The following is a 24424-nucleotide window of genomic DNA, read 5'->3' on the forward strand; positions in this document are numbered from 1 at the left end:
CCCATAAAGAGTTTTACGCGGTTTATTAAGCGACACCCTTTTTTTTATTTAACTCGATTTCGTTTGTTATCCCAAAATGGGAATGAACAAATTATGGAAGGCATGAATTTTAACTCTCGTAATCCCAAAACTGACATTCCTGCTTATTTTAAGGTTATCAATGATATTATTTTTTTGGGCGGGACTTTTGCTTACGATTTAGATAACTTAAAAAAGTTAAGTGTTTGGTTGCATGATCATGTTCCAGGAGGTCCAGGTTTAAGCAAACCATCTGAAGAAGCTTTGAGGTTGATGTTGGCTGGCCAAGGAGGTGTGTGTAGTGATATGGCTCAAATTTTTAATAATTTTTGCGTCATCAATGACCTTCAGGTTCGGGAATGGGGAACAACTCGGGCCCCTTTTGACCTAGTTTATGGCGGTCATAGTTTTAATGAAGTTTATTGTAAGGAACTTGGGAAGTGGGTCATGGTGGATGTGTATTACTGTTTGATGTTTTATTCGGAATCTGAGGTGCCGTTGTCAGTTTTGGACTATTTTGAAGCGCAGAGAGCAGGAAAACGCTTATCCGTTAAATGTTTTAAGGAAGGTATGTTAGTAGACGAGGCCGCCTTGGATCGAAATTATTTCCATACCTCAACAGTTCCATTTTTGATTTGTAATTATTCCAATAAAACCTATGACACATTTTTAAAATGGGCTCCTAGGTTGGTTCCAGTTTTTGTTATTCATTTTTTAATTTATCTGTTTCGGAAGAGTTATTATTATCTCTTTCCTATGGATTCTTATCAGCGCATATTTTCTTGAGACCATCAGATCAAAAGTATGTGATTGCCGTTGGCCTACATGTCTTATTGGGCGTGATTATATATTTTTTTGAACCTTTGGCCAAGGTATATTTTTTAGGTTTGTTGTGCTATTGTTTGTACCGTGTTGTCTATACCACCAACGACCAACGTGTTTTTGAGATTTTAAAGGCCTGCGCTATTTTTGTTGGAGCTGAGGTGTTTTTAAGAACTACCAAGGGTAATATATCCTATGAAGCAGGAAAATATGTGGTTATTGCTTTTTGTGTCTTAGGAATGTTTTATAAAGGAATATCAGGGAAAGGATACCCATATTTCTTATACATCATGTGTATGGTGCCTTCCATTTTTGTGGCCTCCACGACCTTGAGTTTTGATGCTAATTTTCGAACTAATATCGCCTTTGTGTTGAGCGGCCCAGTTTGTTTGGGGTTGGCAGCTTTATTCACTTATGACAAGCGGATCAGCCAAAAGCAGCTTATGGAAATCTTTTACGTCATGTTGTTGCCCATAATTGCCCATACGGTGTATATCTATCTTTATAATCCCAGTATCAAGGATGTTTTGAGCAATACGGGATCCAATCGATCTGCTGCTGGAGGCTGGGGAGCGAATCAGGTCTCTGCTGTCTTGGGATTGGGAATGTTCTTGGTAGCCGTCCGATTTTTTATGAAATCACCCACCCTCTTTTTAAAATTTTTCAATTTGGGTTTGTTTGGATTGATTGGGTATCGTGCTTTGGTCACCTTTAGTCGGGGTGGCGTTATTGCAGCTATTATTACTTTGATAGCTTTTCTAGTTTTTTATTATTTATCGATAAACCGCAGAAAGCAGTCAGAGTTGATTTTAATGATGGGATTGTTTATTGGTGGAAGTGCACTTGTTTGGACCATTAGTACTAAGTTAACAGACGGTTTTATTGAGTTACGGTATGAGAATAAGGATCATTTAGGAAGGGAGAAGGAGGATTTAACTACGGGTAGAAGTGAATTGTTCATGGAGGAGTTGGAAGGGTTTATCGAGCATCCTTTTTTGGGGATTGGTTCCAGTCGTGCTAAGGATCAACGAATTGAGGAGGAAGGACAAGGAATCACATCCCACAATGAGGTAAGCCGAACCCTGGCTGAACATGGGATTTTTGGGATTGCCATGTTGGTTATTTTATTATTTAAACCGTTGTCCATACGAAGTCAAAATAAACGTAATGTGTTCTTTTTTGCCTTGTTGGCTTTTTGGTTTGCAACCATTAACCATATGTCTATGCGTATTGCGGCCCCTGCTTTTGTTTATGCCTTGGCCTTATTAAATGTTACTTATGAAAAACGTCCTTTACGTAGGCAACAACCTGCAGCAATCAAAGAGTAACGTTTCCAGTATCCATGTTTTAGGGTCTAGACTGGAAGCTTTTGGTTTTAAGTTGTGGTATACCTCTAGTAAACGCCATAAATGGTTGCGTTTGCTGGATATGTGTTGGTGTGTTTTAGTGAAACGGCGGTGGGCTGATGTGGTTTTGATCGATACCTATAGCACTACTAATTTTTATTATGCTTTGGCAGTGAGTCAATTGTGTCGGTTGTTGCACTTGCCTTATATTCCCATACTTCATGGCGGGAATTTGGAAAAGCGACTACAAAGAAATCCTAAATTATCGCGCTGTGTGTTTGGGTCTGCACATACTTTGGTGTCACCTTCGCTTTTTATGAAAGACACCTTTGAAAGTCATGGTTATCCATCAGTTTATATTCCCAATAGCATTGAAATTTCTAAATATCCTTTTGATCAACGCTCCTTTAAATCCATTCGCCTCTTGTGGGTACGTTCCTTTTCTGAAATTTACCATCCAAGTTTAGCGGTTCAAATTTTAAAAGGCTTGCAAGACCGAGGGTATGAAGCCTATTTGACCATGGTTGGTCCCGATAGTGATGGGAGTTTGAAGAAGTTGCAGGATTTGGCAAACCAATTGGATGTTATCGTAACATTTACAGGAAAGTTATCCAAGTCAGACTGGCATGAACTTTCCAAATCCGACAACTTTTTTATCAATACCACCCATTTTGATAACATGCCAGTAAGTGTTATTGAAGCCATGGCCTTAGGATTACCCGTGGTGTCTACCCATGTAGGAGGGATGCCTTATTTGGTTTCGCACAAGAAGGATGGGTGGTTGGTGCCACCTAATGATGCTAATGCTTTTATCGAGGCTTTGATTTATTTATATGAACACTCTGAGGTTTCAAGTTCCATTGCTTTGGAGGCTAGGAAGAAGGTGGAGGGGTTTGATTGGGAAGTGGTGAAGAAACAGTGGGTTGGTTTGTTGAAATGATAAGTTAATTTAGTTTTCATGTTCATTTTACCTTGATGTAAAACGAACCAAAACATCAAGACTTACTTTTTAAGTCTTGAAAATCTGGCAAACTTCCTTTATCATGTGCGCCAAAACCGCTGCGCTCGTCCGGCGCTCCTCTGCCCGAGCGAGGAAGGTTTTTGATTTTCTACGTCTTAAAAACTAGGTCGGTTGTTTTTCGGCTTTGCCGAAATTTGGTTTGCCTTTAGTTGTGGTCAAAAATTAGGTCGTTGTTTTTTCCGTGTTGCCGAGATTTGTTTTGAGGACTCACATGATGTGCTACCCTGCACCATACTGAAAATAGAATGATACTTTTACCTTGATGCAAAAGTATCCAAAACATCAAGATGTTCTGATGCCATTAGCTATCTTTCGATAGCTACCATGAGCTTTGGGCATTTAAACCTATTTCTTTTTAATATGGTTCGGTCTGATAGCTCCTAGTGTTTTTCTGGTAAAAGCTATTTCTGCTCATTATGTCGCAGACCATCGATTTTTCGGCTTTGCCGAAATTTGATCTGCCTTTAGTTGTAGTCAAAAATTAGGTTGTTGTTTTTTCGGTGTTGCCGAGATTTGTTTTGAGGACTCACATGATATGCTACACTGCACTATACTGAAAATGGGATGATACTTTTACCTTGATGCAAAAGTATCCAAAACATCAAGATGTTTTGATGCCATTAACCATCTTTTGATAGCTACCATAGGTTTTGATTTGAATTTTTTGTAGATGAGTTATGAAAAAGCTTGGATTAATTTACTTTTTTGCATTGCCAAAAAAAGTAACAAAAAATGCTAGACTTACTTTCTATACCTTGAAAATCTAGCAAACCAGCTTTATCGTGCGCGCCACAATCGCTTCGCTAGTCCGGCGCTCCGGTGTCCAAGCAAAGCTGGTTTTTGATTTTACTACGGTTTAAAAATTATGTCGATTGTTTTTGGCGTTGATGAAATTTGGTTTGTCTTTAGTTATGGGCAAAAAGTTAGGTCGATTTAATTGAATTCGTTTTATGGGATTTGGAAGTCTACAAGGATTGGGGTCCTCTTTTTTTAAGGGTTGACTTTGTAAAAACACGTTTTATTAAACAAATTTCATACGATTTTATCGATTTGGCTTGGAGTGGTTTGCATTCTTTATATCTTTAGGGTGCTATTAACCAACATTTGTGTCAGCCTTAGATATTCATTTTAATATTTCGGAGCGTAAAATCCTTTTGCGAGTTATCGATTTGGGGGTGGTTTTCTTTACGCTTATGTTGGTGTCTTCGTATTTTGATTTTGACTATTTTACCATTTCTTCCAAGAATTGGATGTGGGTTGGGGTCCTAGGCTTGTATCTCATGGTTTTTGGGACCATTTTTGAAATTTATGATATACAGGGCTCTGCCATGTTGCACCGAGTGATCCCCAATGTGGGCATTACCGTTTCGGTAACGGTATTATTCTATTTGTTAACACCCTTTTTAACCCCCCTGCTGCCATCCAACCGGATGCAGATTCTTTATTTTTTCTTTTCTATCTTGTTGCCAATCCTTTTATGGCGGGTCTTTTATTTGATGGTCGTTACTCGACCTCGGTTTTACAGACGTGTCCTTTTAGTTGGGGAAGTCGATCAAATGGAGCAGATTGTCACGGCTTTTAGAAAGGCCGATCCTAATTTCTATATTGTCGGAATTATTAACAGCGCGGGAAACCACAAAGAAGCTTCTCGTTATGGTGGGGTGTCTGAATTTGGCGTATCTGATTTATCGCGCTTGGTTAATGAAAAAAAAGTTACTGAAATTGTGGTATCCGCTTATAATGCCGATCATATTACCCCAGAATTATACCAAGGTTTGATTGGTCTTTTGGAAAAGGGTGTGTCTATTAGAGAATATAGTCAAGTATTTGAGGAGATGGTTCACCGTATTCCCGTGCACTATGTGGGGAAAGATTTTTACCGTTATTTTCCTTTTAGTCGTAGTAATAGAAATAAGTTTTATCTGTTTTTTCATAGTCTGTTTGATTGGTTCATTTCTGTGATAGGTCTATTCGTGGGATTTTGTTTACTACCCCTTATTCTTATCGGGAATGTATTTGGTAATCGAGGCTCTCTGTTTTACCGACAGGAGCGGGTTGGCCAGAATGGCAAGACGTTTCAAATTCTTAAATTTCGAACTATGGTTAAGGATGCTGAGGCCTCAGGAGCTCAAATGGCGAGTAAGGATGATGTTCGCATCACATCCTTTGGAAAGTTTTTAAGACGTTCCCGTTTGGATGAGTTTCCTCAATTTTGGAATGTTCTAAAAGGAGATATGAGTTTGATAGGACCCAGACCCGAACGTCCTATTTTTGTTCAAGATCTCTCTCAAGTCATTCCGTTTTATGAAACGCGTCATGTGATTAAACCTGGCCTTACCGGTTGGGCTCAAGTAAAGGTTCGTTATGGAGAAACCGTGGAGGATAGCCTTCTTAAACTTCAGTATGATTTATATTATATCAAACACCGCAGTTTCTTTTTGGATGCCAATATTCTTGTGAAAACTTTAAGTACCATTATTTTTTACAGGGGGCAATGAAAGAAGAAAAGTGAAAAGTGAATGGAGAATAGAACAAAGAGAACAGAACACAGAATATAGATTTCTTGGAAAGACTATTTTCTAGTAGTAAGGATCTTGAAAATCAATGTTCAGATGCAAAAGATCTGTATTTTCAATAGTGACAAAGATCCAAGTGACTATTATTTTTTCTCCTAACTCCTAACCACTATTCCCTATTTCATGCTTTTTATCAAATACACATATCTGATGGCTAAGGCGAAAACTAATGGTATCAGGCTAGGAGCAAAGCGTTGCACCCCAATAATCCAATGAAGCCCCATAAGGCAAAGCATAATAATCAAAAATTTAAGATAGCGGTTCAACCATGGTTTGGGCTGTTTTGAAAGTAGCTGCGGCCATATCAAAAGGTTTAAGGGGAATGCCCATAGCAGGTTGTAATTGGCGGCTGTAGCTGAATGATCTGTAGCTAACCAAAGTAACAGTAGTACCAAGCCAATAAATCCTGTAAGAACAAAAATAATGGTGTCTAAATAGCGGCTTCGGGATTGGTTCGTATAGTTCTTGTATGTTTGGAATAAAATGAATAATGCTATAATGGAAAAAATAAACATGGGACTCACCCAGAAGGACGTACTTAATACTTTGTCTGGAGCTTGATACACTGTTTTTTCCTCTTTTACTAGGGGTTGGCTTCCTATTTGAGCCTTTTCAAAATAGGCATGAATGTATTTTGGTAAAAACATCTGCTCTTCTGGTGTAGCCATTTGGTCAATGACCGAACCCAAAGCGATATCTATGCCCAAACTACCCCAAGTATTCCAATGCAATTCTCTTTGAATAAGGGTTCTGAAAGTTTGGGGTTCGTAGTTGGTTGGTTTTTCAAATTTGATTTTTTCTGGTTGCGCCTTTACTAAAACATCTTTGATTTTTGTGGCGCAATTGTCGTAAAAGAAATCGTATTTGTAATTGCGGTTTTCTGGTTGGTAATTACGTTCTAAGTATTTATAGATTTCTTCTTTTTGAAAGGGTTTTAGGTTTAAAACTTGTTCTCTAACCGTTCTTTTTTGCCAAATGTAGAAGCCTAAAAAGTCTGAGTAATTGGTCTTGCCAATGGCATAGTCCAGTTTTCCTTGTGCGAACTTAAGATAAAAATTAGGTGCATTAAAATCATATCGACCATAGTCAAAGGTGACATCCAAGCCTTTGCTGGGGTCTTTGACTCGGAAGGCATTGTGGCCAAAGGCATCGTTGAGGTTGTTTCCAGGGCCAACAGTAAGCACACTTATTTCAGCTTCTGGAGATAAAATTTCTTGAGAAAATGCTAATAGCGGTACAAAGAAGAGGCAAACTAAAAGCTTTTTAAGCATGGGTTGGGAATTTTATCTAAAGATACTAAAATCGAGTTTTAGGGAAAACACATTGGAATAAAGAGCAACACTTTGGTCCCCTATATCGGTAAAGGCATAATCTACCTGAATGCCTTTGTATTTAAAGCCCACTCCCATACTGGGTTGAAAACCTACTCTTTCGGAGTTATCTAATTGCAACTCGTTTTGAAAATTACCCAATCCGCCTCTTAAATAAATCATGTCTATGTATCCAAATTCCAATCCCAAAGCCGGATTGATGCTGGCAAAAGAGGTAGCGATCACGTCATTGGTTTCAGCAAAACGAACATTTAGATCTATTTCAGCCAAAAGGGAATAATCGTGACGGATGACGAACTTTTTAGCGGCTCCAATTTGCAATTTCGGAATGGTAATTTCTGTGGATTCTGGTAGTTCTTGGTTTTGTCCTTCCACAGCATCTTGAATTTTTGCGAACTCCTCTTCGTTGATGCTCCACGCATTGTAGGTGGTAGTGATATCTCTTGCCATGATTCCGAATTTCCAGTCGTTCTTGGTTTGAAACTGAATGGCGGCATCCAATCCAAATCCCCAAGCAGATGCAAAATCACCAATAATTCGTCTGATGACCTTGGCATTGATACCGTAGTTTAAACCTTCAAATAGGAGGTGTCTTGAATAGGAAAAGGTCACACCATAATCTGCCGTAGAAAATTGGCTGATGCGATCATAATTGATATTTCCTTCATCATCAATTAATTGGGTGGTATCCAAAATGTCATCAACAGCAAAACGAATAACAGAAATGCCCATGGCGCTTCGGTCATCCAAAGGCATCGCAAATCCAATATAATCGTAATTGGCAATGTTAGCAAAATAGCTGGAGTGCATCAGGGCCAATTGGTTGTCTTCCAAATGGACTAAACCGGCTGGATTCCAATACCCTGAATTGACATCGGCCGAATAAGCAGTCACTGCATTGGCCATTCCCATAGCGGCTGCATCGACTCCTATATTCATAAATTCATTGGAGTACTTGCGTGCCGTTTGCGCAACGGCACCGTAAGAAATAACTAAGCAAATAGCGGTTAAAATCTTTTTCAAATAGCTCATTCTTTGTGCAAAGATGCACTTATTTTTCAATATAATAAACTTGATTTATTTTAAGATATTGTGCCTGGTTTGGAATAGACGGAAATAGTTTGCTATTTTTACGTTGTAAATCTTTTTTTAATGATTAGACATATACCTAATCTGGTTACCCTTCTTAATTTATTTTGTGGTTGTTTGGCTGTCACTTTGGCTTCCCAAAACAATTTTACAATGGCTGCCTTGTTTTTGGCTTTAGGAATTTTATTTGATTTTTTTGATGGTTTTCTGGCTCGGATATTGGGCGTTCAGAGTCCGTTGGGGATTCAATTGGATTCTTTGGCGGATTTGGTAACTAGTGGCTTGGTTCCTGGGATGGTCATGTTTAGGTTGCTTACTGCCGTCGCGGAACCAGAAAATGGACTTGAGAACTGGCAATATGCCTTGTCTTGGTTTGATGTTCCCTTTGTGCCCTATGCTTTGCTTGGGTTTGTGATTACGTTGGCTTCCTGCTATCGGTTGGCCAAGTTTAATTTGGATGAGGATCAGCAGACTTATTTTAAAGGATTGCCTACCCCAGCCAATGCCTTATTAATCGTTTCTTTGCCATTGGCAGCGGAATTTCAACAACAAATATGGCTAACCAATTTGATAATGAATCCTTGGTTTTTGATTGGATTAACCTTTTTAAGTTCCTATTTATTGGTGTCGCCTATCAAGCTGTTCTCATTGAAAGTAAAAACATATGCCTTTAAGGATAATTTAGTGCGCTATGGCTTTTTGCTGTTCTGTATTTTGGCTATTTTGTTTTTTCAATTTGCTGCTATTCCCATGATCATTATAGGATATGTCTTAGTCTCTGTGGTATTTGAGCGCTATTGGTTTGTGAAGTAGGTATCAATTAGCAATTAGAAATAAACAATTAACAATGGCGGGTTGGATACTAGAGGCAAGAAACAAGAGCCATGACGATATATTTAATTATGAAAGAATGATGAGATGTCTCGACAGCGCTTGACATGAGATTAAAATGCTCAATCTTGCAACCAAAAACCAAATACCAACAACCAAACACTAAAAACCAAACATTAAAACAATATGGCATCCGGATTTTTTGCACTTTTAGATGATATCGCTTCCCTAATGGATGATGTGGCTGTGATGGCCAAAGTAAGTACCAAAAAAACAGCAGGTATTCTAGGAGATGATTTAGCTGTGAATGCTGAAAAGGCCTCGGGATTTGTATCTTCTAGGGAACTCCCTGTATTATGGGCCATTACTAAAGGTTCGTTCCTGAATAAACTTATTATTTTACCTATCGCTTTTTTGTTAAGTGCTTTTGTACCCATTGCTGTAACCATCATTTTGGTTATTGGAGGGCTTTATTTGTCTTATGAAGGTGCTGAAAAAATCTTTCACTATTTTTCCAAACATAAGGAAAGTCATGAGGCTGTAGACTTGTCTGAAACTGTTGATAAGGAAGCGGTTTTGGCATTGGAAAAGCAAAAAATAAAATCGGCCATTGTCACTGATTTTATTCTTTCGGTTGAGATTGTCATCATTGCCTTAGGAACGGTTATGGACCAACCTATATCTGTACAAATCATGGTTGTTTCTATAGTTGCGATACTTGCAACTGTTGGGGTTTATGGTATTGTTGCCATGATTGTAAGACTAGATGACTTGGGTTTGCGATTGATTAATTTTAACGATCGTGATGAAAGTTTTACCGATACCATTGGAAATTTCTTGGTATGGGTACTTCCTAAAATTGTCAAAGGTTTGTCCTTTGTAGGAACCATAGCCCTAGTTTTGGTTGCTGGAGGTATTTTTACCCATAACGTTCCTTTCTTACATCATTTGTTGGAAACTTGGCCATCCTTTCTACGTGATTTTTTGATGGGATTGGTGATTGGATTTGTGGTACTAGGTGTCGTGATGCTTATTAAAAAGTTATTTAAGAAAGAATAGTTTTTTGGTGCCTGAAATATTAGAATCAAGAGATAGGAGCCAAGAGTCAAGACTAGTTGTGAGAGAATAGAAAATAGAATATAGAGAATAGAAAATGGATTACTGAGCCAAGAGTCAAGAGTCAGGAGTCAGGACAAGGTTTGAGAGAATAGAAAATAGAATATAGAGAATAGAATATAGAAAATAGATTTGAATAGGGTCTTGAGTCAAGAGTTTTTATAAAGGCTGATCTTTTTAAAAAAGAATAAATTAAATAAAGGTTATGAGTGATACATTGAAGCTTTTTTTCACTACTCACTACTCACTACTCACTACTCACTACTCACTACTCAATTCTAAGTCCTGATTTTCTTTTTACGTAATTCGAAGTTTTGACCTAAGTACACTTTTCTTACCATTTGATCATTGGCCAATTCCTCTGGAACTCCAGCTTTTAGGATGCTTCCCTCAAACATCAAGTAGGTTCTGTCTGTAATGGCCAAGGTTTCCTGAACGTTGTGATCGGTAATCAAAATCCCGATGTTCTTTTTGGTCAATTGGGCTACAATGCGCTGTATGTCTTCCACAGCTACGGGATCTACTCCCGCAAATGGTTCATCCAATAGAATGAAGTTGGGGTCGGTTGCAAGAGCTCTTGCTATTTCGGTACGTCTTCTTTCCCCTCCAGACAATAAATCTCCTCGGTTTTTACGAATGTGGTTTAAACCAAATTCTTCTATCAAGGATTCCATTTTATGAAGTTGTTCCTTCTTGCTTAATTTGGTCAATTGCAGCACACTCAAAATATTGTCTTCAATACTTAACTTTCTAAAAACCGAAGCTTCTTGTGCCAAGTACCCAATTCCGTTTTGTGCTCTTTTGTACATGGGGAATTTGGTAATGTCTGTATTATCCATGAAGATGGTACCCCCATTGGGTTTGATTAGTCCCACAATCATGTAGAATGAAGTTGTTTTTCCCGCTCCATTGGGTCCAAGTAATCCAACGATTTCACCTTGGTTTACTTCCAATGAAACATCCTTTACCACTTTTCGTCCACTGTAGGACTTCATTAAATTGGTTGCTACTAACTTCATGATATTATAATACTTGTTGCTAAAATAAAAAATAATCCCAGAGACCGAAGGAGGCCTAAGGAGTTTATTAAAAGTTTAACGCGTCTCTTCTAAGGCTTCCAAATACTCGTAGGCTCTTCTTAAATGCGGAATAACAATGGTTCCGCCAATCAAAGTAGCTATAGAAAGCGCTTCAACAATTTGCGGCTTGGTAAGTCCTTCCTCATGGCATTTTTCCAAATGATACTTGACGCAATCATCACAACGCAGTACCGCCGAAGCTACCAAACCGAGTAATTCTTTGGTTTTTACATCCAAAGCTCCTTCCTGGAAGGCGTTGGTATCTAAGTTGAAGATTCTTTTAATGATTTTGTTATTGTCTGACAAAATCTTTTCGTTCATCTTGGAACGGTAACTGTTGAAATCATCTACTATTTGTGACATAGCTTAGGCTTTAGATTTGTTTCTTTTTAAAATAAATGCCGAGATATAAATACTTACTTCATATAGAATTAATACCGGGATTGCTACAATAATCTGGCTGGCAATATCTGGCGGTGTGATGACTGCAGACACTACTAATACAATAACCAAAGCAAATTTTCGGTATTTGCGAAGCATGGTTGGGTTCACCAATCCAATTTTTGTTAGGAAATAAATGAGTATTGGCAATTCAAAAATAATACCTGAGGCCAAAGCTGAAGACCTAACTAACGAAATGTAGGAGCTAATATCTATTTGATTTGAAATCTCATTACTCACGCTGTAAGTACCCAAGAAATTGATTGAAAGTGGGGTAACAATGTAATATCCAAAAAGTACTCCCGTAAAGAACAGCAGGGAGCAAATGATGATAAATCCTCTGGAATATTTTTTTTCACTGCTATGCATCCCAGGGCTAATGAACTTCCACATTTGATAAATAACATAGGGAAAGGCAATGACTAATCCGGCATAGATGGAAGTCCAGATGTGTGCCGTAAACTGACCGGCCATGGTTCTATTTTGAATTATAAACGGAAATTCATCGGCACAAAAGGTGGTATCCATGCTTAAGGTCTGCGCCATTTTGCACAGCCATTTGTAAGTTGGGAAGTCCATGTGCTTGGGCCCCAAAATGATGGTGTCAAAAATAAAGCTCTTGAAAATAAAAGCGATAATTCCGCCCACCACTATGGCCAGAACAGCTCTTATGATGTGCCATCTCAAGTCCTCCAAATGGTCTAGGAAGGACATGTCGTTTACATTCTTAGCTGCCATTATAAAATACCCTCTTTAACTAAATCATGAATATGGACCACTCCAGCGTATTTACCGTCTTTTTCAACCAATAATTGGGAGATGTTGTTTTCTTCCATCAACTCCATAGCATCGACAGCCATGGCATCTCCTTGGATTCGTTTGGGATTTTTACTCATGATATCCTTAGCTGTTAGGGTATTAAAATCTTCTGCCTTGGAAAGCATTCGTCTTAAATCCCCATCGGTAATAATCCCAATGATCTCATCGTTTTCCAAAACAGCAGTCACCCCCAACATTTTTTCTGAAATTTCAATGATCACATCCTTTAAAGAGGTTTCTGGGCTTACTTGAGGTTTTAGATTCACTTCTGATAAGTCTTTAACTCTTAAGTATAGTTTTTTACCTAGTGAACCACCCGGGTGGTATTTAGCAAAATCTTTGCTGGAAAAACCTCTTAGCTTTAACAAGCAAACTGCTAGGGCATCACCTAAAACCAATTGGGCAGTAGTGCTGGTAGTTGGCGCTAGATTGTTTGGGCAAGCTTCTTTTTCAACATAGGCATTCAATACAAAATCGGCTTGTTGCCCTAAAAAGGAATCCTTTTTACCCGTAATGGCAATCATTTTGTTTTGGGCATTTTTTATCAATGGGACCAAAACCTTTATTTCTGGTGTGTTACCACTTTTTGAAATGCAAATCACAACATCATCTTCGAGAATAAGCCCCAAATCGCCATGAATGGCATCGGCGGCATGCATAAAAACTGAAGGTGTTCCTGTAGAATTTAAAGTGGCCACAATTTTTGTGGCAATGATAGCACTTTTACCAACCCCAGTAATAATGACTCTTCCTTTGGAATTATAGATTAGTTGAACCGCTTCGGCAAAATCTTGATCCAATAGTTGACTCAAATTAGAAATGGCTTCTGTTTCCATTTCAATGGTTTGGCGTGCATTTTCTAAAATGGTTGAATGATTATTCAAAATTTTAATATTTTTTGGGTTGATGCTTCTAAAGATTTTTTTATCTTTAAAGTTAATGAGTAAACTCTAATTGCATTTTTTGTGCTGCAAAGCTAACGAAAAAATTGCTTGGAGTTTCTATAACTAAACTATCTTTGGATTAGTGTAAATTCTCTTTTAGTGTAAATTAAACAATAGTGATACATGTCGATAGTTGAGCAAGATTTGCGATCTGCTTTAAAGAAGTATTTTGGGTTTAGCCAGTTTAAAGGTTTACAAGAACAAGTAGTTAATAGCATCCTTTCTAAACAAAACACTTTTGTAATCATGCCCACAGGTGGTGGTAAATCCCTGTGTTATCAATTACCTGCTCTCATGCAAGAGGGAACGGCAATTGTTGTTTCGCCTTTGATAGCCTTGATGAAAAATCAGGTAGATGCCATTCGGGGCGTTTCAAATGATAATGGCGTAGCCCATGTATTGAATTCATCCCTTACCAAAACCGAAATCAAAAATGTGAAGGCCGATGTGACCAATGGAGTGACCAAGTTGCTTTATGTGGCACCAGAATCCTTGACCAAGGAAGAAAATGTCGATTTTTTAAGATCGGTTTCCATTTCTTTTGTCGCCATAGATGAAGCCCACTGTATTAGTGAATGGGGGCACGATTTTAGACCAGAATACCGAAATTTAAGACACATCATCAAGCGTATAGGGGAAAACATTCCTATGATTGCTTTAACGGCTACGGCTACCCCCAAGGTTCAAGAAGATATTCTGAAGAATTTGGGAATGACCGATGCTAATACTTTTAAGGCGTCTTTTAACAGGCCTAATTTGTATTATGAAGTTAGACCCAAGACCAAGCAAGTAGATGCCGATATCATTAGGTATGTGAGACAGCACCCGGGAAAATCTGGTATTATTTATTGCTTGAGTAGAAAGCGGGTAGAGGAGTTGGCGCAAGTTTTGCAAGTAAACGGCATTAAGGCGGTGCCTTATCATGCTGGTTTGGATGCCAAGACTAGAGCCAATCATCAGGATATGTTTTTGATGGAAGATGTGGATGTGGTGGTTGCAACGATTGCTTTTGGAATGGGTATTGACAAGCCTGATGTGCGGTTTGTGATCCATCATGATATCCCAAAAAGTATCGAAAGTTATTATCAAGAGACCGGTAGAGCTGGTCGGGACGGTGGCGAAGGCCATTGTTTGGCGTTTTATTCCTACAAGGACATTGAGAAACTAGAGAAATTCATGTCTGGGAAACCTGTCGCCGAACAGGAAATAGGACACGCCTTATTGCAAGAAGTGGTGGCTTATGCCGAAACCTCTATGTCCAGAAGAAAATTCATCCTACATTATTTTGGGGAAGAGTTTGACAACGAAACAGGAGAAGGCGGTGATATGGATGACAATGTGCGTCATCCCAAAAAGAAACATGAAGCCCAGGATGATGTGGTTGTTGTTTTGGAAACCGTTTCAAAAACGAATGAAAAGTATAAAGCTAAGGATTTGGTAAATGTCATTGTGGGTAAAGCCAATGCGATGATCAAGTCCCATAGAACAGATGAGCAGCCTTTCTTTGGAATGGGGAAAGACAAGGAGAAGTCCTATTGGATGGCTTTGGTACGCCAAATTTTGGTGGCAGGTTACCTAAATAAAGATATTGAGACTTATGGGGTTATTAAAATGAGTCCAGAAGGAAGGTCCTTTTTAAAATCTCCTGAGAGTTTTATGATGACTGAGGATCATGTGTTTGATGATTCCAGTGATGAAACGGTTGTAACGGCAGCCAAAGGCGGTGGTGCTTCTACAGATGAAGTTTTGTTGGGTATGTTGAAAGACCTAAGAAAACGTAATGCCAAGAAATTGGGAGTTCCTCCGTTTGTGATTTTTCAAGATCCGTCCCTTGAGGATATGGCATTGAAATATCCCACTTCTTTGGAGGAGCTTGGAAATGTTCATGGCGTAGGAGAAGGAAAAGCCAAAAAATATGGTCGGGATTTTGTGAGTTTGATAGCCCAATATGTGGAAGATAACGATATCACGCGTCCCGATGACATGATTGTGAAATCTACGGGGACCAATTCTGCTCTAAAACTCTATATCATTCAGAGTATCGATCGAAAATTACCTTTAGATGACATTGCTGCTGCTAAAGGGATGGATATGCCAGATTTCATCAAGGAGATGGAGGCCATTGTGTATTCAGGGACCAAACTGAACATTGATTATTGGATTGATGATGTTCTGGATGATGACCAACAGGAAGAAATCCATGAATATTTTATGGAATCAGAATCTGATAAGATTTCAACGGCCATAGATGAGTTTGATGGCGATTATGACGATGAGGAATTGCGATTGTACCGCATCAAATTTATCAGTGAGGTGGCTAATTAGTTGTTACTGGTTTTTTGTTTTTAGTTGTTGGTTTTTGGTGGCTTTTTGATTCTGTTTGGCTCTTTACGATTAATGACAGATGATAAATGTCAATAAACATTGTGTTATATGATTGGTGTCAACTGAAAGAAGTTTAATCGTGAACCCAGAAGTTTTTTAGCAATTAGCTATTCCTTTTGTTCCAGATGGTCTTGATAATTTTGAAATATCTTTTTTAGTTGTTTCTTATACTTTTTAAACATTCCATCATAAAGCCATGGGAAATAATTGGATTCCTCATAATATTCTAATTGGTTTAAATTGAGATTGTAAAATGCTAAAGCAATTTTTGTTTTGTAGTAAGGAGGGGTACCGCTTCCTTCTTTTCTAACATATCCCTTGGTTGTAACTTTCATTAATATTATGTGATCGTTAATACTTGTCGATTCTTGACTTTCCAAATTAGAAAATAGCGTTACTTCTTGATTTTTGGTTTCTAATGATTTAAAAAAACGATCCACATCATTTTCAGAGATTTTTAAACTTTCGAGCTCTTCTTGAGATAAAACATTCTGCACATGATAAGTTTTATAGTCCTTTTTAAATATGGAATCTATAGATTGGCTATGTAATTCATTGAATCGCTTAAAAATTACATTTGGACTCTCTTTTAGATGGAGATATATAGGCTCAAAAGCTGTAAAATCAGAAACTGTTTCACTTTTTTGACCCAATGATATGGTTTGACAGGCTATGCTAAAAATAAATAATAGAAATAGGTGTTTCATGTTTTGGGGTTCTTTATGTTTTGATTTTAAAATTAGTTGTTCTTTTTAAACTTATACTTAGGTAGGGGCACATATTCTTCTGAGTCATCAGGTATTTTTGGGAAGGCTTCTAAGTTTTGTTCTTTCCAGTTGGCTTTGGCATGCTCCAAAATCGCTTTATCAGAGTTTACGAAATTCCAAAACATGAAGCGCTCCTCTTCAAATGGTTCGCCACCAAAAAGATACAAAGAGGTCTCCCCATTGGTTTCAAATTCACATAATGTTGCTTCTTTGGCAATCAACAATTGTTTGGTGCCATAGGAGTTGTTTTCAATAGTGACACTACCTTCTAAAATATACATACCCACCTCGCCATAAAGTTGGTCGCCAATCTTAATTTTTTGCGCTGATTTGGTTTTTATTTCCAAAAAATATAACGGACTATGTACTGGAACAGGCGATTTTTTATCACCGAGCTTACCTGCAATCAACTTGTAGGAAACGTCATGGTCGTTCCACGTTGGAATATCTTCTTTGCTGATATGGTAGAAGGAGGGTTCTGATTGCTCCAATTCTTTAGGTAATCCAATCCAAATTTGGAGTCCGTGTAGAAATTTGTCTTTTTGTCTCAGGTATTCTGGGGTTCGTTCTGAATGCACCACACCTTTGCCGGCTGTCATCCAGTTGACTTCTCCCGGTTTGATTTCTATGGCATTGCCCAAACTGTCTCTGTGGAAAATGGCTCCTTCAAATAGATAGGTAAGTGTAGAGAGCCCGATATGAGGGTGTGGAGGTACATCTAGATTTTGATAAGACTCCAAGCAGGCTGGTCCCATGTGGTCAATAAACACAAACGGACCAACGGCTCGTTTTTGTCTGAATGGGAGTAGTCTTCCCACCATAAAATTGCCTATATCAGCTGCTTTTTCTTCTAAAATAAGTCCGACGTTAGATTGCATACCTTGGTTTTCCTTTTGAAAGTTACACCATAAAAATAGTGGAATCGTGAGATTTTGTATGAATGTATTATACGGTTTTAAAGTTAGTGTTTTTATGTAAAGTATTTACAATAGAATACCTTCCTGCTAGGTATACTGGGAAGGTGAGATTCATGCCAAGTTAAAAGGACTTTAGTTTGATTTATTATTTGTTATTATAATATCAATCACAAGATCGTTCTTTTCAGAATCTACTATATCATCAATTCTAGTCCAATACTTAATATCTTTGCCTCTCAAACTCTTTATTGTTTCAAAACTCACTTCTTGGTCATTTAACAAATAAATCCACTTTGGTGGTGTTCCACAATGTAAAGTTTTGAATTTAGTAATTTCGATCACACCATTTTTTGAATCTTCCCCCCAAATCCTTTTTAAGTATTCTGAACCTTTGGGAATGACGCTTAAACTATTAGAATTAATTGTTTTAAACTCAAAATTTTCCATATCTATTTCTGAGAGCAAACCAATTGGTTTAGCGTCCAAAAGGATTAAAGGGGCTTTTTCAATAAGTCCTTTTTTGATAGCATTTGTGCAGTAAGTTTCTAAATCTACATCACTAATTTTTATTTGTTTTGATTTGCAAGAAACTAAAGCAGCTACTAAAAGGAAACCTATAAATACCTTAACATTCATTTTTTCGTTTCGACTAAATTATCTAATCAGATTGCCAAAAGTAAATCGGAATTAGTAAAAGCTTGTTTTTAATTAGGGAATATGTAATTATTGGCTAGGAAAGGTGTTGGTTAATCAGTATAAAATATGGTAATTCTTTGGGTTTTGAGGTTGTGCAACAATAAGGGCAACCTCTTTGAGTGAGCCTTATTCCTCATTGCAACGATTACATAAGTTGGTTTTTAATTAACCAATTGTTCTAATCTTTGCCACAAAAATTTCTTATCAAATTCAGCTAAACATGAAATATATCTTCCAGTATCGGAAACGAGAACATATCCACTACATGGCGGATGCTCTTTGAAAAAAGTTTTTTCTATTATTTCATTCGGATCTTTTTTCCAGTCCTTAAATCCATCATTCCTTTGAAACAAGCCTGTAGAATCTTTATAAACATAAAGAATATTTGAGGGCTTTATTTTATTAATCCCTATTTCCATTTGATTGTACCAAACTTCTGTGGATTGTCTTGTTGAAGTACCCGATGAGTTACATTTATCCTTTCCTGGATAGTATATAATTACCAATGGTTTATGTGAATCAATTCTTATATTACCATTTTGCTGCAAAACAGAATCTATAATACTTCTATTCAATTGTCCAAACCTCTCAGCAGGATATACTTTTTTTACAGCTTCATCCGATTTTTTTTTAGTTGAACAAGAAATCAATACTTGTAACAATAAAAGCAATAAAAATATCTTCTTAATCATTCGATAATTATGAGTTTCAGTATTCACAACCAAGTTAGTAATTTTGTGAGGATTTTCAACTTCGGAGTCGAATCAAACTAAAAGTAATGAATTTTGATTTAACATGTTATAAGTCATAAGATCCTACTACTACAGACCTTTGATAGTTAAAACCCGTAGCAAACTTTTCTTGAGAGTTCAAAACCTCCTTATTAATTTTTAAGGTTTATGCACTTCCAACTCAATTTCAATCATAAATTCAGGAAGTGCCAATTCCTTAACCCCAAGCCAAGAACCTGTGGGGAAACCATTTTTGTAAATTTCAGCTCGGTATGCAGATTTTTCCAGCATTAAGGGCATATTTGTTGTAAAAATGTTTTCTACCACTACATCATCAAATGTACATCCGTAATGCTTTAAAATCTTTTCTAAATCGGAGTAGCAGTTTTTCATCTGTTGCTCCAAATCGCCAATGGCAGTAGGATCTCCCTCATCGTCCATACTGACTGCTCCAGAAATTTTTATATCATTTCCAATTTTTACGGCATGAGAATAGCCATATGCTTTTTCTACTTCAGGTCGCAAAAGGAAATATTCTGGTTTTTCCGATTTTACGATTATTTCTTTTTCCATTTCTTTAGGAGCTTCTTTTTGTTTTTGCTCGCAACTTTGAAGGTTTAAGGTTAGAATGGTAAGGGTAGCAAATAAAGTCAGTTGGTTGGTTGCTTTTTTCATAATTCAAATGGTTTAGTGCCTACTTTGGTCGGTTTTCGGCGATACCGTTTTGTATGGTATTTCCGTTTTTCACTATTATGAATAACGGTTTTTAAAAGGTATGCTAGCCATAAATTCTGTAAGCGTTGGAAAGATAGAAATCGGGCTAAGCTAAAGGTAATGCTTTTTCCATTATGATTGAACCATTGTGGAATTGTGTGGCAAGTTGGCTAATGCTTTTTATTTAATTCCCTTACCAAGCTAACCAAGAGTAGGAGGGACTGGATATCCATTGATAAACACAATTCATGGGCCTCTGAATGACAATGAAGGCTGCTAATTGGCAATGATGGTATTTGATTCAATAGGAGTTTATTCCTCTTTTTTGTGAAATAATCCTTTAAACAATAATTCCATGCCCCATTCCATAAGCTGCATGGATTCGCTATTGTTTAAATTACATACATCTTTAGCCACGATAAGGGGTTCTATCCCCATAAATATGGTAAGTAAATTAGAAAGTTTTTGTTTTTCATCCTGAGAAAAGTCGGTATCATTTAGAATTAGTTCTAAGGTCTTTTTTCTTCTAGCACCCCTTTTGGGAGTTGAAGCGTTTGAGTTTAAAACGGTACTCAGGTACTTACGAAAGAGCTTTTCATGATTTACGGCAAGCTCATTATAATAGCGTTGGGTTTCCAGTACTTTTTCTTCAAAACTTTTTCCTTTAATCTCTTGATAAATGTCGCTAGGATCTTTAGTGCTGATATCAAGGCCGGCCTCAGCGGCCAAAATATCTGTATTGGAGAAATACCTATAAACTGTGGCTCTCGAGATTCCTGCTTCTTTGGCAATATCTTCAAGGTTGACATCCATACCCTTATTTAAAAACTTTTGGGCGGTTTTTAGAATAAGCTTCCTAGTTTCAAGTTTTTGATGCGTTCTACCCGTATTTATGTATTTTTCTTTCATGAGACAAATATCTTATAAAATTTGCTTGTAAAAAAATAAAACGATAAGTTTGTGAGACAAAAATCTCATAAAATGGAATCAACAAGCGCAAAATGGGTTTTAGGACATAAAATTACCCCTCATGATACTACGGGTGATTTTGATTTAATGTTAGCAGAAACACCATCACAAGTTCAAGGTCCCCCACCACATTTTCATAATTCCTTAAAAGAATCATTCTTGATTGTAGAGGGAGAAATGGAATTTTTCATAAATGGGGAAATAAGGGTTTTAAAGGCAGGTGAATCTATCGATATACCACCAAATACGTTGCATACGTTTTCAAATAAAAGTTCTAAATCCTGTAAATGGGTTAATATCCATAGTCCAAAAGGCTTTAGGTCTTTTTTTGAAGATATGGGAATTCCTGAAGGAGAAGAAAATGCCATTGAAAAATCCCTGGCCCCTGAAATCATTAAAAGGGTTATGGATACTGCAGCGGATTACGATATGATTATAAAAGTCTAAATAGGGCATGGGCGGCTTCAAGGTCGTTTTCTTGATCAATGGTCTATGATTAGGAGCTTGGAAACGACCCGATTTGAGAGTAGCTAGTTTGGGATCAGCTCCCTGTCACCCTGAATTCATTTCAGGGTCTATTTACAAATTTTTTTGATCACAACCAGATGCTGAAACAAGTTCAGCATGACAGAAGGGTTTTTATTGGACACGATGTTATAACCAGTTTTTATTATTCAGTTTTGGGTCAATATTTATATAGTCAAGCAATACTATATTTAATTGGTTATTTTTCATTCCGTCAATCACTATGCCGTAATACAATTCGTCTGAGTTTTCTGGTTCATCAATTGTTTGTTGAAGATTGGAATTTTTAAACCACCACGACAGATATTTTGAAGTATTCCAATCTGATATGGTTTGATTATTTTCGTCAACTCCGTATTGGCTTATTATCAATTCAATAATCTTTTTCATCTTATCGGAGTTTATATAATTGGAAATTAACTCCAAATGACGAGCATTTCCGTCAAATAGTGTTATTTGAAATTGGTCAAATAAATCTAAAAATTTTGACTCCAAATGGAAAAGTAAATAATTCCGAGTATCATTTTGGTCATTTTTTGAGTCTGATTTGAATAGAGAATTTTGATAAAGGAAATCAATATCAATTTGTAATAATTCTTTTATGTTCTTGGGATTTTTCAAAATTGGGTACTATGAGCAAATATACACGTCAATGGGTTAAATTTTTTTAGAGATACTCCTAAAATAGAGAAATTCTCATATAACACCAGCTAGTCTCCTTGTATACATTTTCTAACCTAAACACCAATTGTGTTCATAACAACGAGATACTGAAACACGTTTAGCATCATGGAAGGCTTTTTATAGGAGTCAATGCAGTTCAAAGTTATTCTTCAAGTGAAAGTTTAAACTCAGTTCGTTTATTTCCACCCAATCCCATAATTGAAAAGTTAGTTTCAATATCCATTATTCCGTCGTATAAAATCCAGTAACCTTTTTCTATATCAAATTCGGCAGTTGCTTTATGTGACATTTTCATAAACGTTTTTTTAAGAGTTTTATCTTTAGAAAACATGGTCATCATTCCATTTCCAAAGTCTCCCGAAACGTATTCCTCCATATCATATTCAATTACAGCGATTTTATTACCGTTTATTTTTTTTAAGTCTTTTAGTCGAACAACGTTCTTCTTGTAAAGAGTATCTGCTATAAAGTTTTGGTCCATTGAAACCATACTAACTTTCAAATCCCATTCATCTCCTGTTGCTACTGGTTTTGAAGGAAGTTCAAAGAGAATTGAAATCAGATTCTTTTGATCCTCTTTGTAATAAAAACTTAAAACTTCTCCATCAGGACTCACTTTTCCTCTTAAAACTACGTTTCCATTCATTTTTGCCAATCCCGAAAACATAGTTTCGGTTGTATCTGCTTTATCTTTTTTGAGCATCATAGCAATGTCCACATTTCTATTTTTGTCTGGGAATAGTTTTGTTTCGTATTTCAGGTGGTATAATTGTTCTTGTACAACCTTGAACATATTGTTCATTTTTTCTGAAATGGAATCATTCTCGGTCTGTTCTTTACTTCTCTCAAGAACTACATTGCGCATAACCGTATTATAAGTCAACGTATCGTTAATTTTCCATTTCAAATCCACAGTTTCTCTTTGTTGCGCCTGTAATGAAAATGCCATGAGAAGGAATGGTAAAAATAGTTTTTTCATAAGTGTAGGTTATAGTTTGTGGTTAGTTTTGATTTTAAAAATTTATTAGAGTTTCATAACTCGCAATCCAAAAATCGGTACAATTCTTTTTATGATAAAATGTTTTGAATTAATCACAGTACCTGTCAAAAGCTACATAGGCTGTCATTTTATTTATTTTACAGCAAATTAGATAATTATTAGGGAATCCGTTGTTATGATATCCGAAAGTTTGAGTTGCTTTCTCTCCGTCTGGGTATGTGAAATTTAGGGTAAATGAACCATCCAAAATATTAGTTTCTTTCATATCTAAGAATTTTGTAGTGGTTTCGTTCGGAGCAATACTGTCAAATATGACATAGGATTGAGGACTCGCTATTACAGATATATTATGAAGAGTACTTTTGGTAGTATTTTCAACTTTGACTTCAATGCCTTTTCTACCAAAATCACAAGAACTTAACAAAAGAAGGAAAAGAAATAGTTTAAATGATTGCTTCATGCTTCACGTAACTTATTACTGAACATATTGGTTTAATTATATTTATTATTGATTCATTCATTTTAAAATTAATTAGCTATTTACAATAAACAACGCTAAAAACCGAACTAGGTCTTTTTATGACCGTCTTTAATGTGTTTCGTTTTTATTTATGGTCTTGTTTAGTTTGTTCAAAAAAATAAAAGCTAAAATGATTAAAATAATCCATCTCGAAAAACCTATTCCAAAAGACATCCATTCATGAACCTCAAGGACATCGTAAACATTTGCATTTTTAATCGAGGTTAGACGTTCTGAATATAAGCGAGATAACCTATTGGTCAAGGGGTTCAAAAGCAGTGTTACTAGAAATGATCCTATAAAAAGGATTTTAGGAAATTTGGTCAAATAAATGCCGCTGACATCAGATTTCAGTTTTCTTAAAATGAAGAATGTAATTAAACTATATAGCGTCAAAGTGACTAAAGGCATTGAAAAGGTCAGTATTTTGTAAGAAAGTCCTAACTCACTTTTTAAAACATATATTGAGAATGTAAGTAGACGTAAAAAAGAATCAATCGCGCTAATGAACATAAATCCGAAGAGGATCCATAATACTAACAAGGTATTTTCTTTGTTCATTCTACGTTTTTTGAATTGGACATTATATGTATAAACAGACCTTGGTGTTTATGTTTATTATTTCCAAAAATAAATAAATTTCCTACAAACAACCCATGACCACACTAAGGCTTTTCATTACACATCCCATTGCAAGCAGTTTTTTTGTCATCGCTTGGTATTAATATGAAAATAAGATAAGTGATTAAAAAAACGAAAAAAGGTATTTGGAAAGCCAAATAGTTAAACTTTTCAATTGGAGTTTCAGTTAATCGTTTTGCAATTGGTGAAATCATCAGAATAAAACTCAATATTTTTCTCTTTCTCGATTTTGTAAATTTTATAAAATTCATAAAAAGACCAAGTATTCCACATATGGCAAAAATCTGATCATGGTGTCCAAAGCTAAAGCTGATAAAGATCAACCATAAAATGAATGGAAGGCCAATCATTTGTCCTGCTAGAACAATAAGAGAATATGAGATTATGGAAATAATCCTCAATTTATTATCCGTCATTTTCAGATTTTTAGGTGTTTTCTCA

At 36.6% G+C, this 24424-nt stretch carries 25 protein-coding genes; 8 read left to right on the forward strand and 17 right to left on the reverse strand.

All coding sequences use genetic code 11. From position 1 onward, the window contains the following. Positions 1 to 102: 102 nt before the first annotated feature. The 4 genes from GZ212_RS10380 (at position 103) to GZ212_RS10395 (ending at position 5705) form a co-directional block, all read left to right on the forward strand. A complete protein-coding gene (locus tag GZ212_RS10380) occupies positions 103 to 804 on the forward strand; it encodes a transglutaminase domain-containing protein (RefSeq protein WP_166959765.1) in 702 nt (233 codons plus the stop codon). Then, the gene (locus GZ212_RS10385) at positions 801 to 2168 is read left to right on the forward strand and encodes an O-antigen ligase (RefSeq protein ID WP_240923797.1); all 1368 of its coding nucleotides are present in this window, start codon (positions 801 to 803) and stop codon (positions 2166 to 2168) included. Before GZ212_RS10380 ends, GZ212_RS10385 begins: the two co-directional genes overlap by 4 nt. After that, complete coding sequence (locus tag GZ212_RS10390) at positions 2119 to 3126, forward strand: glycosyltransferase family 4 protein (protein ID WP_166959769.1); 1008 nt, start codon at positions 2119 to 2121, stop codon at positions 3124 to 3126. The genes GZ212_RS10385 and GZ212_RS10390 overlap by 50 nt, the downstream gene beginning before the upstream one ends. Positions 3127 to 4313: 1187 nt before the next feature. Beyond that, positions 4314 to 5705: an exopolysaccharide biosynthesis polyprenyl glycosylphosphotransferase gene (locus tag GZ212_RS10395; protein WP_166959772.1), complete on the forward strand. Its 1392-nt coding sequence runs from the start codon at positions 4314 to 4316 to the stop codon at positions 5703 to 5705. A 194-nt stretch (positions 5706 to 5899) separates the two neighbouring features. On the opposite strand, the gene GZ212_RS10400 is transcribed toward GZ212_RS10395, so the two are convergent. Continuing rightward, positions 5900 to 7054 (reverse strand): DUF4105 domain-containing protein, encoded by a 1155-nt coding sequence (locus GZ212_RS10400; RefSeq protein ID WP_166959775.1) that lies wholly within the window; start codon positions 7052 to 7054, stop codon positions 5900 to 5902. Between the two features lie 12 nt (positions 7055 to 7066). After that, positions 7067 to 8137 (reverse strand): PorV/PorQ family protein, encoded by a 1071-nt coding sequence (locus GZ212_RS10405; protein ID WP_166959778.1) that lies wholly within the window; start codon positions 8135 to 8137, stop codon positions 7067 to 7069. A 129-nt stretch (positions 8138 to 8266) separates the two neighbouring features. Here GZ212_RS10405 and GZ212_RS10410 point away from each other — a divergent pair, with 129 nt between their 5' ends. Next, positions 8267 to 9016: a phosphatidylcholine/phosphatidylserine synthase gene (locus tag GZ212_RS10410; protein ID WP_166959781.1), complete on the forward strand. Its 750-nt coding sequence runs from the start codon at positions 8267 to 8269 to the stop codon at positions 9014 to 9016. A gap of 204 nt (positions 9017 to 9220) precedes the next feature. Beyond that, positions 9221 to 10093 carry a DUF808 domain-containing protein gene (locus GZ212_RS10415; protein ID WP_166959784.1) on the forward strand — a complete coding sequence of 291 codons (873 nt, stop codon included), beginning with the start codon at positions 9221 to 9223 and terminating at the stop codon, positions 10091 to 10093. 335 nt (positions 10094 to 10428) lie between these two features. Here the strand turns inward: GZ212_RS10415 and lptB are convergent, their stop codons facing one another. The 4 genes from lptB to GZ212_RS10435 all read right to left on the reverse strand — a co-directional run bounded on the left by lptB (position 10429) and on the right by GZ212_RS10435 (position 13325). After that, the gene (gene lptB, locus GZ212_RS10420) at positions 10429 to 11169 is read right to left on the reverse strand and encodes an LPS export ABC transporter ATP-binding protein (protein ID WP_053972511.1); all 741 of its coding nucleotides are present in this window, start codon (positions 11167 to 11169) and stop codon (positions 10429 to 10431) included. Between the two features lie 75 nt (positions 11170 to 11244). Continuing rightward, positions 11245 to 11592, reverse strand: coding sequence for a carboxymuconolactone decarboxylase family protein (locus tag GZ212_RS10425; RefSeq protein ID WP_053972512.1), 348 nt, complete (start codon positions 11590 to 11592; stop codon positions 11245 to 11247). Positions 11593 to 11595: 3 nt separating this feature from the next. Next, entirely contained in the window at positions 11596 to 12408 is an 813-nt protein-coding gene (tatC, locus tag GZ212_RS10430) for a twin-arginine translocase subunit TatC (protein ID WP_166959786.1), read from the reverse strand. Continuing rightward, the gene (locus tag GZ212_RS10435) at positions 12408 to 13325 is read right to left on the reverse strand and encodes an SIS domain-containing protein (protein ID WP_053972584.1); all 918 of its coding nucleotides are present in this window, start codon (positions 13323 to 13325) and stop codon (positions 12408 to 12410) included. The genes tatC and GZ212_RS10435 overlap by 1 nt, the downstream gene beginning before the upstream one ends. A 231-nt stretch (positions 13326 to 13556) precedes the next feature. On the opposite strand from GZ212_RS10435, the gene recQ reads away from it, so the two are divergent. Then, complete coding sequence (gene recQ / locus GZ212_RS10440) at positions 13557 to 15758, forward strand: DNA helicase RecQ (RefSeq protein WP_166959789.1); 2202 nt, start codon at positions 13557 to 13559, stop codon at positions 15756 to 15758. Positions 15759 to 15925: 167 nt separating this feature from the next. On the opposite strand, the gene GZ212_RS10445 is transcribed toward recQ, so the two are convergent. From GZ212_RS10445 to GZ212_RS10470, 6 genes are all read right to left on the reverse strand, one after another. Then, the gene (locus GZ212_RS10445) at positions 15926 to 16525 is read right to left on the reverse strand and encodes a hypothetical protein (RefSeq protein ID WP_166959792.1); all 600 of its coding nucleotides are present in this window, start codon (positions 16523 to 16525) and stop codon (positions 15926 to 15928) included. 32 nt (positions 16526 to 16557) lie between these two features. Next, entirely contained in the window at positions 16558 to 17463 is a 906-nt protein-coding gene (locus GZ212_RS10450) for a pirin family protein (RefSeq protein ID WP_166959795.1), read from the reverse strand. Positions 17464 to 17634: 171 nt separating this feature from the next. Next, on the reverse strand, positions 17635 to 18138 hold the full coding sequence (locus GZ212_RS10455) for a hypothetical protein (protein WP_166959798.1): 504 nt from the start codon (positions 18136 to 18138) through the stop codon (positions 17635 to 17637). A 221-nt stretch (positions 18139 to 18359) separates the two neighbouring features. After that, positions 18360 to 18890, reverse strand: coding sequence for a hypothetical protein (locus tag GZ212_RS10460; protein WP_166959801.1), 531 nt, complete (start codon positions 18888 to 18890; stop codon positions 18360 to 18362). 198 nt (positions 18891 to 19088) lie between these two features. Beyond that, positions 19089 to 19604, reverse strand: coding sequence for a RidA family protein (locus tag GZ212_RS10465; protein WP_166959804.1), 516 nt, complete (start codon positions 19602 to 19604; stop codon positions 19089 to 19091). A 351-nt stretch (positions 19605 to 19955) separates the two neighbouring features. After that, positions 19956 to 20552, reverse strand: a complete 597-nt coding sequence (locus tag GZ212_RS10470; RefSeq protein ID WP_166959807.1) for a TetR/AcrR family transcriptional regulator — start codon at positions 20550 to 20552, stop codon at positions 19956 to 19958. Positions 20553 to 20624: 72 nt separating this feature from the next. On the opposite strand from GZ212_RS10470, the gene GZ212_RS10475 reads away from it, so the two are divergent. Beyond that, entirely contained in the window at positions 20625 to 21059 is a 435-nt protein-coding gene (locus tag GZ212_RS10475) for a cupin domain-containing protein (protein ID WP_166959810.1), read from the forward strand. Positions 21060 to 21266: 207 nt separating this feature from the next. Here GZ212_RS10475 and GZ212_RS10480 read toward each other — a convergent pair whose 3' ends face one another. The 5 genes from GZ212_RS10480 to GZ212_RS10500 form a co-directional block, all read right to left on the reverse strand. Further along, positions 21267 to 21527, reverse strand: coding sequence for a hypothetical protein (locus GZ212_RS10480; protein WP_166959813.1), 261 nt, complete (start codon positions 21525 to 21527; stop codon positions 21267 to 21269). A gap of 436 nt (positions 21528 to 21963) precedes the next feature. After that, positions 21964 to 22800, reverse strand: coding sequence for a hypothetical protein (locus GZ212_RS10485; RefSeq protein ID WP_166959815.1), 837 nt, complete (start codon positions 22798 to 22800; stop codon positions 21964 to 21966). Between the two features lie 109 nt (positions 22801 to 22909). Beyond that, positions 22910 to 23281 (reverse strand): hypothetical protein, encoded by a 372-nt coding sequence (locus GZ212_RS10490; RefSeq protein WP_166959817.1) that lies wholly within the window; start codon positions 23279 to 23281, stop codon positions 22910 to 22912. 129 nt (positions 23282 to 23410) lie between these two features. Then, complete coding sequence (locus GZ212_RS10495; RefSeq protein WP_166959819.1) at positions 23411 to 23902, reverse strand: hypothetical protein; 492 nt, start codon at positions 23900 to 23902, stop codon at positions 23411 to 23413. 104 nt (positions 23903 to 24006) lie between these two features. Next, entirely contained in the window at positions 24007 to 24399 is a 393-nt protein-coding gene (locus GZ212_RS10500; protein WP_166959822.1) for a hypothetical protein, read from the reverse strand. Positions 24400 to 24424 lie beyond the last annotated feature (25 nt).

Origin of the sequence: Mangrovimonas sp. CR14, assembly GCF_011764015.1 — a bacterium.
GTDB lineage: Bacteria > Bacteroidota > Bacteroidia > Flavobacteriales > Flavobacteriaceae > Mangrovimonas > Mangrovimonas futianensis.